The sequence below is a fragment of the Streptomyces sp. NPDC058257 genome, from assembly GCF_042881845.1.
In the GTDB taxonomy this organism is placed as follows: Bacteria; Actinomycetota; Actinomycetes; order Streptomycetales; family Streptomycetaceae; genus Streptomyces.
On the sequence record NZ_JBHVXJ010000017.1, the window covers coordinates 123047 to 142853 of the forward strand.

A 19807-nucleotide genomic window follows, 5' to 3' on the forward strand; every position below is an offset into this window, starting at 1 on the left:
CGTAAAGCATGACACGCGGAGGGCGGTCGCCTCTCGGCGAAAGGCTCCATGGGGCTTCAGCCGAACGATCTTCCCCATGGGCTATAGGTGGGCCCGGGGACACTGTCCCCTCCGCAGCCACACTCAGAAGAACGACGACTCGTATCCGAATGTTCCGGACCAACGCCTTCCGCGGGGTGAACTGCGACACATCGGAGAGGCTGCCCTCAGGTCCGGCTGCCGTCGGACGGGCCGAAGAGCTCGACCTCGGCGATGGACACCTGCTTCTTGGCGGACGCGGCGTGCGACGACTCGATGGTGAAGCGGACGCGGGTGGCGTCACCGACGCGGAAGGACCGGCGCTGGGCGCCCGGTCCCGGGTCCAGGGAGAGTTCCCGGGTCGTGGTCGTGCCGTCCTTCTTGGTGATCGTGGCCTTGACGCGGTGGGGCAGGGCGGACTTGGAGAGCTGGTCGGCCTGGACCGACACGCCCGGCGTGATGATGACGTCGAGCAGGCGGGTCGGCCGGACGAAACGCACTTCGATCCACTCGCCCTGGCCCGATTCCGCGACGCCCGGCCCCCACCAGGTGTTGTTGAGCTTGTCGAAGGCCAGCTTCACCGGATGGCCCTCGTACGACTTCGAGGCATGGATCTCGTCAGGCTCGACCGGAACGCGCTTGGCGAAATGGTCGCGCGTGGCCTGGATGCCGTCGGGGAGGTACACCGCGGTGCAGATGAGCGCGGTCACGACGAGGACCGCGGTGATCCAGCCGCCGATGTTGTCGAACACGCGGCGCAGCCGGGGGCGCTCACCAGCCCAGGGCGTCTGATTGCGGCCGGGTCCCATGAGGCGGCGCCACCACGGCAGTGGCGCCTGCGTCTGGTCCGCGGTCGCTGCGAGCGGCATCGCGCAGCGGGCGCAGAAGTGCCGGTCGGGGCGGTTCGGGGTGGCGCACCACTGGCACGGCGGGCCGTTTCCGGTCTGAGGCGGCGCGCTGGGTACGCGCACGTGCGGGCGCCGGGCGTCGGGCCGTCCGGGCAGGACGGGACTCACGCCCGGGGGCGGCGGGGTGCCCTCGGGGTCCGAGACGGGGACCAGAAGGGAACGGACGGTGTCCGGCCCTGGGGTGTACGCGGGTACCGGATCGTTGGGCGCCGTGTCCGTCAAGTCCGGTGACTGGTAGGGAGGGTGGGGTGAGGCGGCGGCCGGGGGCTCCGAAGGCGCCGCCGTGCGGGGGCGGAGAGGAAGGCCGGATCCGGCGCGCGGATCGGTGGCCGGGGGCGGCACCGGACCGGTTGTGGGGGCACCCGCAGAGCCGGACGCGGCGGGTGCCGTACGGTCCGAACGCGCGAAGCCGTCCCAGCCGTGGCCGGGGTCGGACTGCGCCCCGGCGCCGGAGTTGGCGTGGGCACCCGAGTCGGCGGCCGAGGCCGCCCCCGAGCGCGCCCCGGCCGGATCCCAGCTGAGGACGGCGCCGCAGGCGTCGCAGAACGACTGGCCCGGTTCCACGCGGGCGTCGCACTCGGTGCAGTTCTGCCTGGTCATGACTCCAGAGTCCTTTCGGCGGCCGTGACGGTGACGGTGTAGGGCATGTGGGCGGGGCGGGCGGCGGCCACGAGCGTGTCCAGGCGGTGGGTGTCCGCCGGGGTCGGCTCTGCCAGCTGGAGCGCCACGTGGAGGTGGGGGCGAGGACTGCCGGGGACCGGGCCGCGGGGGCGGGCGCTCCACGTCGCGCCGCCGCTCTCGGTGATCTCCGGTGCGGTGCCGAACGCGAGGCGCACCGCCTCCGACAGGCCCTGTCGCGTGCCCCGTACCCGGTGCAGCGCCGCCGCGGCCGCGACGGCGGCGCGCAGCCGTGCCTCGGACTCGATGCCGTCCGTCTCCGCACCCACCCAGATGCTGAGCCACTCGGCGAAGTCGACCGGGGTGAGCGCGGGGTCGAAGTACGTGTCCAGGCAGTCGAGGACGTTCAGGATCGGCGCCAGGACGTCGTCGAGGCCCGCGACGAACCGCTGGGCCAGGTCGTCGTCGGCGAAGACGGCCGGGAGCATCATCCCGATGGGAGCGGAGGAGCCGAGGCCGTCGACGGAGCCCCTCACGTGGCGTCCCCGATCACCCGTACGCGGTGGTCGAAGGAGAACACCAGGGCCGACGGCTCCAGGTCGATGCGGTCGGTGCGGTCGCCGCGCTTGCCGGTCAGCGGATCGGCCTGGTGCAGGACGACCTCGTCGACCAGTTCCACGCCGGGCACCCGCTGCAGGACCGCGAAGATCTCGCCCGCCTGGACGGGGCGGCCGAAGGGCCAGCCCTTGCCGTCCGCGCCACCGGTGAGCGGGTCGAGGTGGCGGTAGAGGGCGTCGTGGGTGGCGCGCCGCACCCGGTCGGTCTCCACACCGCGGAACGCGTGCACCGTGGCCACCACCGTGATGCCCTGGTAGTACGGCGGGCCGACGGCGAGACGGGTGCCGATGAGACGGCGTTCGTCGAGATGGCGGGTGATGCGGCCGAGCAGCGCGTCGCCGGGGACGAGCTGCTCGAACCGCAGCCGCCCGCCGGGGTCGGGCACCGCCTGCGGCACGACCAGGACGCGCACCGCGTGCGCCCCGTAGTCGTCGAGCTTGCCCTCCAGACACATGATGCGGGCGGTCTCCGGCGCGGCCCGGCGGGCGAGTTCCTCGTAGTCGCGCAGGGTCACGGCGCGCTCCTGGGCGCGCAGTGTGATGGGGGCGCGGACCTTCGCCTCCTCGACCGTCTCGCCGTCGACCCCGCTGTGTGCGGCCTCCCGGTTGACGACCTCGGTGACGTACGGGATGGAGGTGCGCAGCACGCTCAGGGCGCCGCGGGCCACGTTGCCGGCCCGGCCGCCACCGGTGCGGTAGCGGCGGGCGCGGATGACGGCGCCCTTGGGGGCGACCCTGCCGTACTGGCGCAGGGAGCCGTCGGCCTCGCGGACGGACGGGCCGAACGCGATGTCGCCGGTGGCCGCGTCCAGGGTGATGTGCCGGTCGTCGGCGCGGGACTCGGCGAAGTGCCGCACCACCTGCCAGTCCTCCCAGCCGTTGTGCTCGGCCGTCTGAAGAAGGACCGGCGGGTCGTCGCCGACGATGGGCGCGTGGGCGAGACGCATCCGCTGACCGGGCAGCCCGGTGGCCTCACCGAGCGCCTCGTCGTACACCGTGTCCGCGTGTACGACACCGGTGGTGCCGCCGATCGTGCAGGCGTCGCTGGAGCGCACCGTCGGCGAGGTGGTGTAGAAGGGCTGATTGGCCAGCGGTTCGGTGACGCGGCAGCGCAGCCAGCCCGCCTCGTGGCCGCCGTTGCGGGACAGGACGTGACCGCCGGGAACATGCAGGACCACGTCGCCGGGCCGGTTGAGGCCGCCGGTGCCGTCACGGTGCACCTCGCACGGCTGCCAGCCGTCCGCCGTCCACGCCTCCCAGACCAGCGGGGGCTGCCGGGGGTCGACGCCGACGCCGTCGACACGGCTGTCGAGTTCGATGGCGACCGCGCAGTGCGGCACCGCGGCGGTCAGGCCGAACAGCAGGCAGTCGCCGGCGGCCGGGGCCTCGGCGAAGCACAGCACGTCGGTGCCCTCGGCGATGTCCGCGGTGCGATCGGTGACGGGCTCGCCGCGGCGCTGCACCATCAGATGCCGCAGCATGCACGGGACGATGCGCAGGTCGTGCTCGGCGGCGAAGACGACGGCGTCCTCGGTCTCGGTGCGCAGCGTCGTCACCTCGGTGCCGACCGGCACGGCCACCACCTCGTCGCGGGGCGCGGACAGCCAGAAGGTGACGTCGGTGCGCGCGGCGGACGGCGGGAACAGCGTGATGCCGACCAGGTCGAGGAAGGCCAGGTGGTTCTTCTCCGGGACGCGGTTGAGGCGGTAGACGATCTGGTCCGCCATGTGCGCGACCGTCTCGACCAGGGTGACGCCGGGGTCGGAGACGTTGTGGTCGGTCCACTCCGGGGCGCGCTGCTGTATGTAGCGCTTGGCGTCGTCGACGAACTGCTGGAAGCGGCGGTCGTCGAGGTTCGGGCTCTGCAGGGGCATCAGCGGTCGCTTTCGGGGAAGGCACCGGGGCCGTCGGACGTCTCCGCGGCTCCCGGCTCCTCGTGGGAGGGAATGACGTAGAAGGGGAAGACGAGGCTGCGTGGGTTGTTCGTGCCGCGGATCCCGTAGCGCACGTCGATGTACAGCACGGACTGGTCGTCGCCCGCGGTGACCTCGACCTCGTGCACCTCGATGCGCGGCTCCCAGCGGTCAAGGCTCAGGTAGACCTCGTGCTGGATGCGGCCCGCGGTCTGCTCGTTGACCGGCGCGAACACCAGGTCGTGGATGGCACAGCCGAACTCCGGGCGCATCGGACGCTCGCCGGGTGAGGTCGCGAGGACGAGCCGGATGGCCTCCTCGACCTCGCGCTCCCCACTGACCAGGGCGATGCCCCCGGTGGGGCCGATGCGCAGCGGGAACGCCCAGCCGGAGCCGACGAACTGTTCGGCCATCAGGAAAGCACCTGTCCTCTCTCGGGATGCGGGGTCACAGGGGTCAAAGGGGCACAGGGGCCACAGGGGTAACAAGGGTCATCAGAGGGGCAAGGGCTTCCCCTTGATCAGGACCGTCCCGTTCAGCCCGATCAGGGGCGCGTTCGCTGTGAGGTTGCTGGAAGTCAGGGTCATCAGGGCGCCGGAAGTGAGCGCCATCGCCCCAGGGGTGTTCATCGTGACCCCGCCCGTAGCGATGAGGGACGCCATACCGGCCGCCCGCACGTTGAACATCGATGCGTTGACGCTGAACCCGCCGCCGCCCGCGTTCACGTTGACGGCGCTCCCGGCCCGCAGGCTGAGTATTCCGCCGCTCTGGATGGACACATTGCGTTTGGCGCTCAGCGTGAGGTCGGTCCCAGCCCGGACGGACACGGAGCGGCTGCCCTTGATGGTCACCGAGCCCTTGCTGTCCACGGTGATCTCGGTCTTCGCACGGTCGAGATGGACGGTCAGTTTGTCGTCGCCCGTGCTGACCTTCACGCCTCGGTGGGCGCCCACGCGCTGGCTGAGCAGGTCGACGCGGTTGCCGGTGCGGTCGGAGATGGTGTGGCGGCTCGCCTGGTTGCGCGCCCCGGAGTACAGCGGTGCCTTGTTACGGGTCGGATTGTCCTTGCCGTTGTAGAGCCCGCCGATCACGAAGGGATGGTCGAGCGCGCCCCGGTCGAAGCCGACGAGGACCTCGTCGCCCACGTCCATCGGGAAGATGCCACCGCCGCGCTTCCCGCCGAGCTGCACACAGCGCGTCCAGTCGCTGACGTACGTGTCGTCCAGCCACGGGAACTTCAGCTTCACACGCGCCTGGTCGTCCTTCTTGTCGACGTCCGTGACGACGGCGTTGGCCACGCCGGGCAGCCGCGGCTCGCTCTCCGTACCGCCCGATGTGAGCCCGTACAAGGAGCGCCACTGGCGGCCGCTGACGGTCACCCAGGACTCGTAGCGCTGCCCGTTGCCGAACACGTGCCGCACGGAGGTCGTCGTGTACTTGCCCTGGAAGGGCCAGCCGACGTCGGCGAGCGCCACCGGCACGCCAGGGCGCAGCTTGGGGTTGCCGTGGACGATCACCTCCAGTTCGGAGAACGAGGAGGACACGTCGTCGAAGAGCGCGTCGGCGGCGTGCTTGACCTCGGGCTGCTTGTCGTAGGGCACCGAGGTCTGTACGAGCTTGGTCTTCTTGAAGGCGGCAGCGGCCTTCTTCGGCGAGCTGCCGATGGAGAAGACGGGATTGTCGGCGCGGCGCGAAGTCTCCACGATCTCCCGCGCGTTGGCGACGTCATAGCCGCGCACCTCCACCTCGGCCACCTGGTCGGCGGCGGTCACGGAGGTGCGCAGGCGCAGGATGTCGGTCCCGGACTTCAGGACGAGGGGGTTCTTCGCGCTCCGGCCGCCGCTCGGCGACGGCGCGCCCGACGAGGGCTTCGGCGAGACGAAGTTGAACTTGCCCTTGGCGTCGAGGGACATCACCATCTTGTTCTCGTCCGCGAGCCGGGCGATGAAGTCCCAGTCGGAGACGTTGGCCTGGCTGATGAACTCGTAGCTCGCCCGGGTGGATTCGATCTTCCCGACCGGAACGCCCGCGAGCCCGGCCAGCTTCCTGACGATCGAGGACGCGGTCTCGTTCGTGTACGCGACCACGCGGCGCCTGCGCATGAAGCGGTGCCCGAGGTCGTAGCCGCGGATGACGGTGAAGGATCCTGTGCCGTCGTAGTCGGCCTCAAGGGCGGTGACCTCACCGGTGAGGAGCGGGTCGCCGGAACCCTGCCCGTCGGCCACCGGGGTCAGCACCACCGGGGTGCCGAACTTCACGCCCAGCTCCTTGAGGAGCAGACGGTGCGGGTCGCGGAAGGTGAGCCGGAACGCGGCGGGCACCCCGGCGCCCTGGTCGACCCAGCCGTCGACGAACATCCGGCTGTACTCGTCGGGGATCTTGGCCCCGCCGAGCTTCACCTTCATGACACTGGAAAAGGCGGTGTTGGCCATCAGCGACCCACCTCCTGCGCCGCGGGCAGCACGAGTTCGGTGCCGGACGCGAGCGCGGCCGGGTCGTCGATCCCGTTGGCCTCGGCGATGGCCCGCCACACCGTGGCGTCGCCGTACTCGCGCCAGGCGAGCGACTGCAGCGAGTCACCGGCGACGACCCGGTGCACTCTCTGCGCGGTGAGCGCGCCGGAGGTCGGGTTCTGCGCCAGGGCATCGCTCGGGATCTCGTGCAGCCGCAGCTGGCAGGTGGCCCTGATGGGTATGCCCGAGGTGCCGAAGAGGGTGTACGACGCGTCGACGGAAGCGACGTAGGCGACGAACCGAGCCGTCTTGAACGACCCCCACTGGAAGATCACCCACGGCGGCGACGGCTGGTCGGCGTTCTTGCTCATGGACGTCACCCCACAGCAGTCGAGGAGCGTCTGCACCTTCTTCAGGACCACGTTGCTCGTCGGCCGGTCGGAGGAGTCGAGGAAGATCTCCACGCTCATCTCACGCTGTTCCGAACCCATGAACTCCGGCATCGCGCCGTCGCGGTTGTCCGCCGTCGGCGTCACCGTCCAGTTGGCTCGGCGGCCGATGGTCAGCTGCGAGGGGTTGAAGTCGAACTCGAACGTCTTCATGAGCCCGCCCGGCGAGGTGCTGGTGCCGATGGGGGGTTCGTGAATGGCGAGGCTGGCGCGTACGAGGCTCTTGCCTGCGCCCTTGCTCTGGGGCATGTGGGTGTCTCCCGCTACTCTCTCCGGACCCCCGGGTCACTCGGACCCCGGGCCCCTTGCTCTGTGAGGCCGCTCAGTCCGTGAACCCGTGGTGGGCGATCTCCAGGACCTCCGTCGCGACGGCCGGGCTGCTCGGGTCGAGCCGGGGGCCCTGCCAGCTGACGGGAAGCACATCGACAAGCCCCCACCGCGCGACCTCCGACCCGTCCGCGCGCAGCGCCGCGATCTCGGCGGTGGGCCGCTTGATCCCCGTCTGCACGGAGGAGATCCACTTGGCGACCTTCGTGGTGTCCGGGGTGAGCGGACGGGTGAGCCGGATGGTGGAGAAGGTGACGCGGGACGGCAGTTGCCAGACGAAGCCGTTGTTGCCGCCCTCCTGGCGATGCTCGATCTCCACCTGCGTCGAAAGCCCCTCGCATCCGTTGAAGTAGCCGAGGCTCTGGCCGTCGATGGAGAGGCTGAACCAGATCGTGGAACCCGGGTCCTGGCGGGGCATCGCGGGTGGACCTTTCTGTCGGTGCTGCTGCTCTTGCTGTTGTTGTTGGCTGCCGCGCGCCGGTCAGCGGCGGTCGTCGCGGAGCCTGCCGATCCGTTCGCGGTCCATGCGGAGTTCGGTGCGGACGAGGCGCGTGATGCGGCCGATCATGCGGTGCACGAGTTCGTCGATCTGGAAGTCCGTGAGGTCCTTCGGGTCGAACGTCCCCTCGGGCACTCGCGTGTACTCGGGTGGCGGCGGCGCGCTACTGGCGGAGGAGGTCGCCGAGGCCGCGGTCCTGTCGGGCGGGAAGGGCAGCGGATCGTCCTCGATGCTTGCGTGCTTCTGCTCCTGCTGGCTCCGGCCGCTGGGCCGGATCCGACCCATGGCGGTTGCGACGGTGGAGGCGGCCGCGGCGGCGAGCGAATGGGTCGCCGAGCGGAAATCCCGCTGCACAGTCGGGCCGCCGCCGGGTGGCGGGGCAACAGGTCTGGATGAGGGCGGAGTCGCTCGGGTCGGCGTCGACGGGGCGACGAGGCGGGCCACGGGGAGGGGCGAAGAGGTGGCGGGGGTGGTGCTGGTGCCGGGAGAGGTGAGGCGGCGTACGGGTCTGGCGGGGGCTGCCGGGGTGAACGTGAGTGATTCGGGGGCGCGTTGGATCGGCATGTTCGGCTGGGCGATCGCCCGGGGGGCTCTCGGTGCCTGTGGCGGGGTGCTCGTGTGCGGTGCTGCTTCGCGGCGCGGGGCGGCCAGTTGGGCAGGCGGGGGAGCGGCGGCGTTGGTGCGTGAAGTGACGGGAGTCTGCTGCGGGGCGGCCTCGGGAGGCGTCGCCGTGTCCGGCGCCGGGGCGAACGCCAGCGGCGCGTCGGGGGTGGTGGCTCGCTGGACAGGCGGCACTTCGGGGGTGCTGGTGCGAGGAGGAGGTCCGGGGGCCCGCTTCGAGGGGGCGACGGGCGAGCTGGGTACAGCCCTTCGCGCCGGTGGCGCCACCCGGCCGGTCGGCGGGCCGGAGGCGGGGGGCGGAGTGGACGTGGTGGCTCGTTGGACCGGCGGCACGGTGGGCGTCGCAGGCGCGATGGGCGGGAGGGGCGTGGCGGCTCGCTGGACCGGTGGCACCGTCGGACCGGTGGGTCCGAGCGGCTCGGGAGTCCGCTTCGGTGCGTCTGCGGTCGGCGCGGGATTCGACGACGACGCGGATTCGGAGGTCCATCGCGCTGACGTCGGGGCGTGAGGGTGTGACGCGCCGGTCGACGCGGAGGGTGAGTCGGTAGAAGCGGCACGTTGAACCGAGGGCGGAGCCGTGCGGTCGCTGGGGCGCGACGCGGCAGCGGGCCCCCGCTGCCGGGAGTTCGTGAGCGGTACGGCCTCCGGAGGCGGGGCGGTGAGCGGAGCACCGAGCGGGCTGCGTCCGCGTGGCGCGGGGTTGGTGACGGGAGCGGTGGAGCGCTGGACCTTGTGTGCGGGCTGCGGGGAAGCAGGCGGCGGCCCGGCAGGAGTGGCGTGCGTGTAGGGGGTGGTGACGGGCGCGCCGAGTGGGTTGCGGCGTGGCGCGGGGCTGGTGACGGGAGCGGTGGAGCGCTGGACCTCGTGCGTGGGCCGCGGGGAAGCGGGCGGCACGGTAGGAGGGGCGGGCGCGGTGACGGGCGTGCCGAGTGGGTTGTGGCCGCGTGGCGCGGGGTTGGTGAGGGGATCCGTTGAGCGCCGGACCTCGTGCGTGGGGCGCGTGGAGGCCGGGTTCGCACGTGGTCCGGCAGGAGTGGTGAGCGCTTCGGGGGCGGACGTCGGGCTCGGGTGCGTCGAGGCGACCGGAGCGCCGAGACCCGCACGGGGTGCCTTGCGGGTGGCGCTGCGCTGCACTGCCGGAAGCTGAGGGCTCAGGGATGTCTGGGGCGTGGCGGAACTCGGAGCCTGAGCAGGGGAGTTATGTGCCTCAGTGTGGGGTGCGCTTGCGGTGACATGCGAACCCGGCGAGGCCTGGAGCGAGTTGCTCGCATCGATACGCGATACACCCCTGTCCGTACGAGTGTTGTTCGCCGCTGTACGAGACTCGGGTGCCGCAGAGGGCGGGGCGGCCGGAGAGATGCGTGAGGCAGGCGGCGTCGGGCTGTGCGCACTCGGAGTCGCCCGCTGTGCCACTGGCCGCGCATCGGACGGCCCGTTCCGGTCAGTCGGCTTCGCGGCAGCCGGTGTCGCAGCATCCGACAGAGCGGCAGCCGTTGATGCGGCACCCGACGAGGCGGCGATCGATGACGGAGTACCCGGCGAAGCGGCAACCGATGACGGTGTACCCGACGAGGCGGCAGGCGAAGTCGCGGCAACCGGCGAAGCGGCATCCGCAGTCGCGGGAGCCGGCGAGGCACCCGGCTCAGGCGTGGACGGAGAGCTCGTGAACGGCCTTGAAGGGGAGGCCACTTCGCCTCCCCCTCGTTCCCCACCGCCCCCGCCAGGAGACGCCGCCCCCGCCCGCGCCCCGTCACTCGTGGCGGCCCGCGTCGGCGCAGGCTCCCGACGGGCCACAGGCAGGACGCGGCGCTGCACGGCCGTAGGAGCGACCGGCGCCTTGGTCAGGGCAGAGGGCCGCGTGGCCGCCAGGGACGCGGCAGCCGGGGCGGGCGTCACGCGTACCCCACGGACCGGGGTGGGCGACGGCGTGGCAGCACTCGACACATGGGACGGCGCGGCTGCCGATGCCCCGTTCCCCTCCTGCGCGGAGCGCGAGCGTTGCACGGTCCGGGAGACGGGACGCTGCCGACCGGAACGCTGCTCCCCAGGAATCCGTGCCGGCGGCTGTGCGAGAGGTACCGGCACCCCGGGCCCTCCAGAGCCTCGTACGCCGGACGCCGCAGCACGCTGCACGGGTACGGGTACGGGCGCCGCCACCGGAGTGTGCCCCGTACCTCCAACGTCCTTTACGGGCACGGAAGATGCCGTGGGGCCCGGCCGCCTGCCGGGACCCACGGGGGCGGCGCGCCCGGCGGTCGGCCCTGCCGATCCCGCCGATCCCGCCGACCCCACGGCCCCCACCGGTCGACGGGACGCGGCAGGCCCCTTCGGGCCGCCGGACGCACCTGATCTCGGCGCCTGCGCTCCGGGTGCTTCCGGAGCGGCAGGCGGGGCGGGCGCGGCGGGCGTCGACTCCGCCCGCCGCACCTCACGCAGCGGCGCCACCGGCAGGCGGCGAGCCGACGAGGCCGGCGACGCGGGTGTCCACGGCGCCGCGCCGGCGGCACCCTCGAGCCCCGTGACCGGCCGCGCCGTCTCGCTCAGCGCCGCGGGCGACGAGGAGAAGGTGGCGGAGAGCAGGCTGCTCGACGACGCACCGTCCAGGACGCCGATGCGGGACGACGTCGCAGCGAACGAGGGGTTCTGCCACGTGGGCAGCCGCATGCCGAACGCGGAATCCGCGACGCCGGACCCGCCGTCGCGCACGGACCGCTGGATCGGCGGCAGCCCGGACCACGCACCCGCGGCACGTCCGGCGCCGCCGGAAGCGCCGTCCGACGCGCCACCGGACACGGCGCCGCCGTCCGACGGAACCGTGGCGGCACCGCCGTCACCACCCCCGCCACCGACATCGGCGGCGTCAGCGAGCACGCCACCGTCCACGCCCCGGCCCCGCAGCCTGTCGAAGAATCCCACCGCTCAGCCCTCCGCCCCGGCGAGCGTCACGAAGGACGCGATCTGGTCCGCGTAGAGGCGGCGGTCATGGTGCTCCAGATCCAGGATCGTCTCCAGGTTCCAGTGGAAGTGATAGGCGACGTACGCGATCTCCTCGTGCAGTCGGTCGGTCGCGTACGTCACGATTCCCCCAGGCGGCTCCCGCCGAGTTCCACTTCGAACGGCTCGGAGCAGTGCGGGCACTCCACGGCGGCGCGGGTGTGCCCCTCGGCATTGATCTGTCGGTAGAAGTCCTGGAGGAACGCCAGGTCGGAGGCGAACAGGTTCTCCACCGTCCCGTCGTGCACCGACGGCAGCGTGCCCAGGCGCGTGATGACCCGGCCCAGGAGCACCACCGACAGGTAGGCCGGGTTCTCCTGGACGCGGACATCTCGCAGCGGGATCAGTTCGTCCCGCGCCGTCGACAGGCGCATCACGCCGTCTCGGTGCACGGTCCCCGCCTCGTCCACGTACCCGCGCGGCAGCTGGAAGGGGAACTCCGTGCGCAGGACCCGCGGTGCGGTGTCGGTCTGAGCGGCGGGGGGAGCCTGAGACGGGGACTCCGCTCCCCCCGCCGCGGTCTGGATGGCCGGGGGCGCCGCGACCACCGTGCCCGCGTCCGGCGCACCAACAGCCTTGCGCCGCATTACTCGATGACCAGTTCTTCGAAGACGATGGTCACGGTCTCGGTGAGCACGGCGGCCTCGCCGGCCTTCAGGCTGCTGGCGTCGATCTTGTTGCACCAGGCGTTGCGCAGGTTGTACCGCTTCACCGGGTTGTCCTGGTAATCCATCATGATGATGGAGGCGTTCTTGCGGGCCGTGCTCATCTGACCGTTGATCGAGTCGTTGATCCACTGGGTGAACGCGGACGACTGGGTCATGCCGCGCACCACGGTGCACTGCCCGTTCTTCTTCACACCCGGCAGGATGTTGATGTCGATCTTTCCCTGCGCGGTGTTCTGCTGGCTGACGATGATGTCCTGTTCGAGGGTCAGACCGCTGACCTCCTGGAGGTACTCGACCATCACGCCGTCGATCTGCAGACCGAAGTTGTGTGAAGTGAGGGAGTCACCCTGCATGAGACTCATGGAATCGCTGTCCTTCTAAGGCTGGCTTCGTGGCGATGGCGTACGAGGGCGGGGACGGCGGACTACTCGTCCAACTCCCCGCTGCCGCTGGAGAACTGGGACAAGCGGAAGATGACGAACTCCGCGGGCTTGACCGGCGCGACGCCGATCTCGCACACGACCCGGCCCAGGTCGACCGACTCCGGAGGGTTGGTCTCCTCGTCGCACTTGACGTAGAACGCGTCCTCGGGCCGCTGGCCGAAGAGCGCGCCGTTGCGCCACTCGGTGATCAGGAACGCCGAGATGTTGCGCCGGATCCGGGCCCACAGCGCGTGGTCGTTCGGCTCGAACACCACCCACTGGGTGCCGATCAGGACCGACTCCTCCAGGTAGTTGAAGTACCGGCGGATGTTCAGGTAGCGCCACTCGGGGTCCGATGAGAGGGTGCGCGCGCCCCAGACGCGGATGCCCCGGCCGGGGAAGGAGCGGATACAGTTGACGCCGATGGGGTTGAGCAGGTCCTGCTCACCGCGGGTGATCTGCAGCTCCAGGTCGACGGCACCGCGTACGACCTCGTTGGCGGGGGCCTTGTGCACGCCGCGCTCGGAGTCGTTGCGGGCCCAGATGCCGGCGATGTGGCCGCTCGGCGGCATCATGCGGGCCTTGCCCGACGCCGGGTCGAAGGTCTTCAGCCAGGGGTAGTACAGGGCCGCGTACTTGGAGTCGTAGCCGGCCGTCTCCTGGCGCCACACCCGGATCTGACGGGCATTCAGGCTCGGGGGCGGGTCGATGACCGCGACCCGGTCGCCCATCAGCTCGCAGTGGGCGATGAGCCCGAGCTGCACGGCCTTGACGGACTCCAGGTCGATCGCGCCCTGCTGGTAGGCGGCCATGAGGTCGGGGACGGCCACCATGGAGATCTCGTCGATGGCCTCAAGGCCACCGAAGCCGGTGCGGTCGGCGGAGTCACCGAGGTACTTGGCCGGACCGGGGTGCGAGGGGGTGTCCTGCTCCACGGGCGCGGGTACGGGGGCCGCGGCGGGAGGCGCGGGCAGTGCGACGGTCTGGTTCTCAGGCCGCGTGAGCTGCGCGCCGGACGCGTTCTCCGTCACGGTGATGAGCTTGGAGCGCTCCTTGACCTGGGTGACGACGTACGACCGGTTGCCCTTCTTGGCACTCACGTCGAAGGTCTCGACCGGCTTGTCACCGCTCTTGACGATCAACTTGAAGCGCTCCGCGGGGCCTTCGCCCTCGGGGTCGGCGACCTCCACGGACAGCTGGCCGTTCGCACCGGGCGCCGTGGCGGCCACGGAGAACGCGCCGAGCTGCTTCGCCTCGGCGGCGGGCAGTGCTGCCGCGGGTGCCCCGCCGTTCACCGCGGCGGGAGCCCTGCCGTCTCCGGACGAGCCCTCCGCGGAGCCGCCCACACGAATCACGTACGCGGCGGATCCGCCGTTGTTGAAGAAGCCGTAGACGGAGTGCGCGAGGTAGTACCCGTCGGTGAAGTCGCCGAAGGCGGCGACGTACTGGGTCCAGTTGGTCACCAGCGTGGGCTCGTTCAGGGATCCGGTCGGCGCGAGTCCGACGAAGGCCGCCACGGAGGTGCCCACCCCCTCGATCGGACGCGAACCGCTGGCGACCTCCTCGACGTAGACGCCGGGCGACAAGTAGGACGGCATGCTCTGCTCTCCTCGGGGTACTACGAAACGGAACCCCGTCAGCCTGGCCGGTGCGGCGCGCCGCCGAAATGGCCTCCGGTGCCGGTTGCCGGGCAACGTCGATGCCCGCAAGGGCACTTCGGCGTGGTCGGAACTCGCTGCCCGGACACCCTGCCCGCCTCGGTGCCCGCACCACTGCCCCTGTGGCCCTGTTCCGGTGGGAGGCGTCCGGATGAGGGTGAAGGGTCAGCCCCTGGTTCCACCAGCGGTGGGGCCACTTGGGCCGCGACGGACCGGCCCGGTCGGCCGTCGTCACGAACCGGGCGTGAAGTCCGGTTCGACGGACGGGAGTCCGGTGGGCCGGGCAGCACATGTCGCTGCCCCTCCAGGCAACCAGGTGTGCCCGGCGGACTCCTGACGAGCCGTGCGCTCTCTCCTAGCGTCGTGGCGTGAGCCTTTGGACTTCCCTAGAACCCGCCTCCGCGACCGTCGACCCCGGCAGTAGCACCACAGTGCGGCTGAAAGTGCGCAACACCGGTGACATCGTCGACGAGTACCGCTTTGAACCGGTCGGTGACCTCACCCCCTGGACCAGAGTGGAGCCGCCATCGCTGCGGCTGTACCCGGGGACGACGGGCACGGTGGAGCTGACGTTCGCGCCGCCACGTACGCCGGACGCGACCGCAGGACCCAATCCGTACGCGGTACGGATCACTCCGACAGAACATCCCGACGCCGTCACAGTCCCCGAGGGCAACCTCACCATCACCCCCTTCACCGAGGTGCGCGCCGAACTGGTGCCGCCGACGGTGAAGGGGCGTTTCCGGGGACGCCCGCGGCTTGCGGTGGACAACCTCGGCAACACCAAGGTCACCGCGTCGCTCAGTGGCAGCGACAGCGGGGACCGGCTGTCGTACGACCTCCAGCCGAGCAACATCCAGATCGATCCGGGCCGCGCCGCGTTCGTGAAGACGACGCTGCGGCCCCGGCAGATCACCTGGTTCGGTTCCAAGCAGGAGCAGCCCTACTCGCTGGCCGTACGGCGCTCCGGCACCGAGCCGATGGACGTGAACGGCACCTTCGTACAGCGCGGGATCCTGCCGGGCTGGCTGGCCACCACCTTCGCCCTGCTCCTCGCGGTGACGATCGCCTTCGTGGTGATCTGGCTGTCGTACCGGCCGCAACTGCAGAGCGCCGCGAAGGAGAAGCCGGCGGCGGCGGGGAACATCGCGCCGTCCAGTTCGCCTCCTCCGATCAGCAGCCCGCCGCCCGAGCCCGAGGACAAGCCGTCCGACTCCGCCGACAAGCCCGGTGGCGGCGGCTCGGACGAAGAGAAGGGCGGCGGCGGTGGCGGTGGCGGGGGAGACAAGCCCGTGAAACCCAAGAAGGAGACCGCGGCCGACGCGGTGCGCAAGCTCTCCGAGCGCAGCGAGGGCCGCCACATCTGCTACCGAGCCCTCGTCAAGGGCGAGGGCTGGCAGGACCCGGTGTGCGACGGCGTCGAGGCAGGCACGGTCGGCAAGGGCAAGCCCATCAAGGCGCTGAACATCGCGGTGATCGGCACCAAGGGCGTCTCCGGCACCGGCGCCTGGGTGGGCGAGGGGTGGCGCAAGGAGATCCCGTGGGCGGACACGGAGGACGGCAAGAACATGTACTTCGGCAGCTCCAAGAGCGAAGATCCCCCGCTGGAGGGCTACACCTTCAAGGTCTTCGACGGCTCCGTGTGCAGTGACGCCTATGTCAGGGACAGGCAGTGGATGGGGCCGGTGTGCACCGACCCCGGCGGCTGGAAGTACCACGGGAGCCCGATCGAGCAGTACCAACAGCTGGAAGCGGTCCGCTTCAAGGTGTGACGGCCCCCGACCTCACCGTCGGCTTCACTGGCGAATTCACCGGGTGACTTCACCGGGTGACGGCCAGGTCCGGCACCCGGTTCACCCGGTTCACCCGGTCACCCGGTGAGGTCGGCGGTCACCAGCTCGCTTCGCCCGGGACGAGGCGGCCGGCCTTGCGGTACTCGCGGCGGGCGCCCTCCACCAGGTCGCCCGTCGCGACCGGCTCGTCCCGTCCGGCCGCGAGGTAGGCGGCGGTGACCACCGCACTGCGGATGGCGCCGCCCGAGAGCTCGAAGTCCCGGGCGAGGCCGTCGACTTCGATGCCATCGGCGCGCGGTACGTGCGACAGGCCGTGCCGCCACAGGGCGAGGCGCTGCCCGGGATCGGGGAAGGGAAAGTCGACCACCAGGTCGAGGCGCCGGGTGAACGCGTCGTCGATGTTGGCCCGCAGATTGGTCGTCAGGAGGGCGATGCCGTCGAAGGATTCCAGGCGCTGCAGCAGGTAGGCGCTCTCCATGTTGGCGTACCGGTCGTGGGAGTCCTTCACCTCGGAGCGCTTGCCGAAGACGGCGTCGGCCTCGTCGAAGAGGAGTACGGCGTCCGTGCGGTCGGCCTCGGTGAAGATCCGCTCCAGGTTCTTCTCGGTCTCGCCGACATACTTGTCCACGATCGAGGAGAGCTGGACCACGTAGAGGTCCACTCCCAGATCGGCGGCGACCACTTCGGCGGACAGCGTCTTCCCGGTGCCGGACTCTCCCGCGAACAGACCGACGACCCCGCGTCCACGGCCGCCGCCCGCGCTGAGCCGCCAGGCGCCGAGGACCCGGTCGCGGTGGCGGGCGCGCAGGGCCAGTTCCCGCAGCTGGGCGAGGGGGGCGCCGGGCAGGACCAGGTCCTGCCAGGTCACCGCGGGCCGGATCCGGCGAGCGTGCTGTTCGAGGCCCGATGCCGACTGCTGCCGGGCGGCGAGACGGACGTGGGCGGCGGTGAGCGCGGTCCCGTCGAAGGCGGCGAGCGTGGCGGCGGCCTGTGCGGCGCGCCCGATGCGCTCGGCACCGAGGTGGTACGGGGCCACGGTGCCTGCCAGGTCGAAGGCGTCGGCGGCCGGACCGAGCGCGGTCCGCCACGCGGCCGTTCCCCCGGCGGGGAGCCGGGGCGCCTGGAGCACCAGAGGGTCGTGCGCGGACCACTGCGGGTCGTAGGGCCGAGGATCGGCCAGGAGTACGGTCACATCCGTGGCCGCGGTCAACTCGGCCACCATCGGGCCCGGTTGTTCGGGCAGGCCGGACACGACGACGGCCCGGCCGCTGAGACGTGCCTCGCGCAACAGTTGAGGGACGCGGTCGGCGGGGCCGGAGAACCGCAGGGCGTCGAGACCTGCCGCGCACAGGGCGGACGCGAGGACGGCCAGGGCATCGCCCTCGCGGTGTTCGCGCAGATAGGCGGTGATCGGCCCTTCGCCGATTCGGGCGGCCAGCTGCCGTACGAAGCCCTCGTCGTGCTCCGCGTGGGGCTGCGGGACCGGCATCGCACGCAGCAGGCCCAGGAGCGCGGCATCCGAGGAGGCGTCACCCAGCAGATGGGCGGTGAGCCGGTCGGGCACGCGCAAGGAGCGGGTGAGAAGCGGCCGTTCGTCCTCCTCGACCGTCAGCAGCCCCAGGGCACGCAGCGGCGCCGCGAGGTGGAAGCGGGCGCGGGCGTCCGGCAGGTGCGCGGGCACCCCGCACAGGTCGAGGGCGAGCCCCACGGTGGCGCGGCGCCGGCTCACGTCGTCGTTGAGGTAGCCGTACAGCGGCTCGAAGGCGCGGTCCAGGTCGGGGGCGAGTGCGATGAGCAGGACGGCCGCGTCCAGCTCGGTCAGGTGCAGCCGGGCGGCCGTCCGGGCAAGGCGGTCGTCGGGGTCGCCGGTGTCCTCGGGCCACGGCGCCCACACCTCCGGCGGGACGTCCGCGTCCGGCTCCGCACGTGGCCAGGCCCGCAGCAGATGACGTACGGCCTCCTCGGACATGTACAGGCCGCGCAACGGGTCGCTCGCGGTGGGATCCCCGGCGGAGCGGTGTTCGACCAGGGCGCTCGCGGTCTGCCGTAGTCCGGCGAGGCGGTCGAGCAGGCAGCGGGCCGGGCCCGTGGCCACGAGGTCCCGTGGGCGGGCAGCCGTGGGGGAGGGGGCTTGCGACGAAGACGACGATGACGGCGATGACGACGATGACGGCGACGACAACGACGAGGTGCTCATGACTGCTCCGTGGGGCGGGCCGTCGCCTGTTCGCGGGCGGAGCGCGCGGCCGCCAGTTGGTGGGGCCGGTGGGCGCGTTCCTTCGACCGGGGCGGGCCGCCGTCGACAGCGCCGACCCGGACCGTCGCGCCCTCGGTGACCGGCGGCCCCGCGTCGTAGTCGGGGTACGCCGGGAACGGCACGGTCACCGTGACGTCCAAAGACGGCTTGAGCTCGCCGCCGAGTGCCGACCAGATGTCGGCGAGGGAGCGGGCCTCCGACTGGTTGGCGGAGACCGTCACAGGCACCGAAAGGCCAAGGTCCCCGAGTGCGCCCGGGAGTTCCTGGGCGGGCAGGAGCTCGTGCGGCAGCAGTGTCGCCAACACGGCGGACAGCAGCCGGTGTTCGTCCTGCGGAGTCTTCGTCCAGGAGGTCACCAGGTAGGCGAGCCGGAACCAGCGCGGGGGACGGCGGCGGCGTACGACGATGTCACGGCTGTCGCGCAGCCCGGTGTGGCCGCGCTGCCGCAGGCTCACGTCCTCCCGGATGTCGTACAAGTAGGCGTTGACCACGGGTGCGTTGCGCCGGGCCGCCCAGTCACGGGTGGGCACGTCGAAGGACACGTCGATTCCGGACCCGGCCAGTGCCCCGCCGCCGATGAGGCCCTTGAGGACCTCGTCCACCTCATGGATCACTCTCGCGCTCCCACCTGCCGTTGGCTTCCCCGCCGAACGATGTGATGGCGGCCCTGCCGTCGATCCTGCTCCCCTGAGTGGCCGGAGCGCAGGGACGCCAGGGATGACGTCGGGGCAGTGCTCTCTGCCTCAATGGGCTGCTCGGGAGCCCGTCCGGTCAGATTCCGGGCAGCCCGCCCGGTGAGACTCCGAGGAGTCGGCCCGGTGAGACTCCGGGAGTCGGGCCGGTCAGATGTAGCCCTCACGCAGGGCATGGGCCACCACGTGCGCGCGGTTGCGCAGGTGCAGGCGTGTGGTGAGGCCGTGCATCACGTTCTTGACGGTGCGTTCGGAGTACGACAGCTTCATGGCGATCTCCGAAGTGTCGAACCCCTCCGCGACGAGGCGCACGACATCCACCTCGCGCTTGGTGAAGCTCAGGAAGGACACCGGCAGATCGGCGCCGCCACTGTGGAGGCGCCGCACCTGGCCGATGAGCTGGCCCAGCAGGTCCGATGGCAGATCGCCGCCGCCTCGGGCGGTGGTCAGCACCGCCTGGACCAGGCGCTGGGCGGTCGCTTCGTGACGCCACACTATGGCTCCCACACCGCACTCGATGACCTCCAGGAGCTCGTGCTCGCGGACCGTGCCCGCGACGAGCACGGCACGCGCGCCCTCGCTGCGCACGACGCGCCTCAGCCGGGTCAGCGCGGCCTCGTCGAGGGTGTCCTCGATGAGCAGCGCGACTGTGGTGGGGCCCGACTCCCCTTCCAGTTCGACCTCGGGGTGCCGGCGCAACTGGCTGAGGACGCCCTCGCGGCTGATCGGGTCGGAGGCGGTCACGGCGACCCGCACCCGGTTCGTCATCGGTAGGGCGGTCGAGGGGGCCGGGGGCGTGCTGGACACGAACTTCCTCACTTCTGGGACTGCGGTAACCGGGACTCGGGCGTGACATGCAGCCGGACCCGTATGGGGAGCCGGATCTGTATCAGGAACAGG

Annotated in this window: 18 protein-coding genes; 3 read left to right on the forward strand and 15 right to left on the reverse strand. The window is 71.5% G+C overall.

What is annotated here, in order from left to right:
• Positions 1–206 precede the first annotated feature (206 nt).
• The 8 genes from ACFVXC_RS31665 to ACFVXC_RS31700 form a co-directional block, all read right to left on the reverse strand.
• Entirely contained in the window at positions 207–1526 is a 1320-nt protein-coding gene (locus ACFVXC_RS31665; RefSeq protein WP_389912188.1) for an NADase-type glycan-binding domain-containing protein, read from the reverse strand.
• A complete protein-coding gene (locus ACFVXC_RS31670; protein WP_389912361.1) occupies positions 1523–2035 on the reverse strand; it encodes a phage tail protein in 513 nt (170 codons plus the stop codon). The genes ACFVXC_RS31665 and ACFVXC_RS31670 overlap by 4 nt, the downstream gene beginning before the upstream one ends.
• A 41-nt stretch (positions 2036–2076) precedes the next feature.
• The gene (locus tag ACFVXC_RS31675) at positions 2077–4035 is read right to left on the reverse strand and encodes a putative baseplate assembly protein (RefSeq protein WP_389912190.1); all 1959 of its coding nucleotides are present in this window, start codon (positions 4033–4035) and stop codon (positions 2077–2079) included.
• A complete protein-coding gene (locus tag ACFVXC_RS31680; RefSeq protein WP_389912193.1) occupies positions 4035–4487 on the reverse strand; it encodes a GPW/gp25 family protein in 453 nt (150 codons plus the stop codon). The genes ACFVXC_RS31675 and ACFVXC_RS31680 overlap by 1 nt, the downstream gene beginning before the upstream one ends.
• Before the next feature lie 81 nt (positions 4488–4568).
• Positions 4569–6506 carry a VgrG-related protein gene (locus ACFVXC_RS31685; RefSeq protein ID WP_389912195.1) on the reverse strand — a complete coding sequence of 646 codons (1938 nt, stop codon included), beginning with the start codon at positions 6504–6506 and terminating at the stop codon, positions 4569–4571.
• Positions 6506–7225 (reverse strand): LysM peptidoglycan-binding domain-containing protein, encoded by a 720-nt coding sequence (locus tag ACFVXC_RS31690; protein ID WP_389912198.1) that lies wholly within the window; start codon positions 7223–7225, stop codon positions 6506–6508. Before ACFVXC_RS31690 ends, ACFVXC_RS31685 begins: the two co-directional genes overlap by 1 nt.
• A 73-nt stretch (positions 7226–7298) precedes the next feature.
• Complete coding sequence (locus tag ACFVXC_RS31695) at positions 7299–7721, reverse strand: phage tail protein (protein ID WP_389912201.1); 423 nt, start codon at positions 7719–7721, stop codon at positions 7299–7301.
• 63 nt (positions 7722–7784) lie between these two features.
• A complete protein-coding gene (locus tag ACFVXC_RS31700) occupies positions 7785–8087 on the reverse strand; it encodes a hypothetical protein (RefSeq protein ID WP_389912204.1) in 303 nt (100 codons plus the stop codon).
• Between ACFVXC_RS31700 and ACFVXC_RS31705 the strand changes: the two genes are divergently transcribed.
• Both ACFVXC_RS31705 and ACFVXC_RS31710 read left to right on the forward strand, forming a co-directional pair.
• Positions 8086–8931, forward strand: coding sequence for a hypothetical protein (locus tag ACFVXC_RS31705; protein WP_389912206.1), 846 nt, complete (start codon positions 8086–8088; stop codon positions 8929–8931). The genes ACFVXC_RS31700 and ACFVXC_RS31705 overlap by 2 nt on opposite strands.
• Positions 8932–10629: 1698 nt before the next feature.
• Positions 10630–11394, forward strand: coding sequence for a hypothetical protein (locus ACFVXC_RS31710; protein ID WP_389912209.1), 765 nt, complete (start codon positions 10630–10632; stop codon positions 11392–11394).
• Here ACFVXC_RS31710 and ACFVXC_RS31715 read toward each other — a convergent pair.
• From ACFVXC_RS31715 to ACFVXC_RS31730, 4 genes are all read right to left on the reverse strand, one after another.
• Positions 11343–11501 (reverse strand): DUF6760 family protein, encoded by a 159-nt coding sequence (locus tag ACFVXC_RS31715; RefSeq protein ID WP_389912212.1) that lies wholly within the window; start codon positions 11499–11501, stop codon positions 11343–11345. The genes ACFVXC_RS31710 and ACFVXC_RS31715 overlap by 52 nt on opposite strands.
• Positions 11498–12004 (reverse strand): hypothetical protein, encoded by a 507-nt coding sequence (locus ACFVXC_RS31720; protein WP_389912215.1) that lies wholly within the window; start codon positions 12002–12004, stop codon positions 11498–11500. Before ACFVXC_RS31720 ends, ACFVXC_RS31715 begins: the two co-directional genes overlap by 4 nt.
• The gene (locus tag ACFVXC_RS31725; protein WP_383279946.1) at positions 12004–12447 is read right to left on the reverse strand and encodes a phage tail protein; all 444 of its coding nucleotides are present in this window, start codon (positions 12445–12447) and stop codon (positions 12004–12006) included. The genes ACFVXC_RS31720 and ACFVXC_RS31725 overlap by 1 nt, the downstream gene beginning before the upstream one ends.
• A gap of 62 nt (positions 12448–12509) precedes the next feature.
• Positions 12510–14105, reverse strand: a complete 1596-nt coding sequence (locus ACFVXC_RS31730) for a phage tail sheath subtilisin-like domain-containing protein (protein ID WP_389912218.1) — start codon at positions 14103–14105, stop codon at positions 12510–12512.
• Between the two features lie 428 nt (positions 14106–14533).
• Between ACFVXC_RS31730 and ACFVXC_RS31735 the strand changes: the two genes are divergently transcribed.
• Positions 14534–15937, forward strand: a complete 1404-nt coding sequence (locus ACFVXC_RS31735; protein WP_389912221.1) for a hydrolase — start codon at positions 14534–14536, stop codon at positions 15935–15937.
• A 118-nt stretch (positions 15938–16055) separates the two neighbouring features.
• On the opposite strand, the gene ACFVXC_RS31740 is transcribed toward ACFVXC_RS31735, so the two are convergent.
• From ACFVXC_RS31740 to ACFVXC_RS31750, 3 genes are all read right to left on the reverse strand, one after another.
• Entirely contained in the window at positions 16056–18155 is a 2100-nt protein-coding gene (locus tag ACFVXC_RS31740; protein ID WP_389912224.1) for an ATP-binding protein, read from the reverse strand.
• Entirely contained in the window at positions 18152–18829 is a 678-nt protein-coding gene (locus ACFVXC_RS31745) for a DUF4255 domain-containing protein (RefSeq protein WP_389912227.1), read from the reverse strand. The genes ACFVXC_RS31740 and ACFVXC_RS31745 overlap by 4 nt, the downstream gene beginning before the upstream one ends.
• A gap of 228 nt (positions 18830–19057) precedes the next feature.
• A complete protein-coding gene (locus ACFVXC_RS31750) occupies positions 19058–19675 on the reverse strand; it encodes a LuxR C-terminal-related transcriptional regulator (RefSeq protein WP_389912364.1) in 618 nt (205 codons plus the stop codon).
• Between the last annotated feature and the right edge of the window lie 132 nt (positions 19676–19807).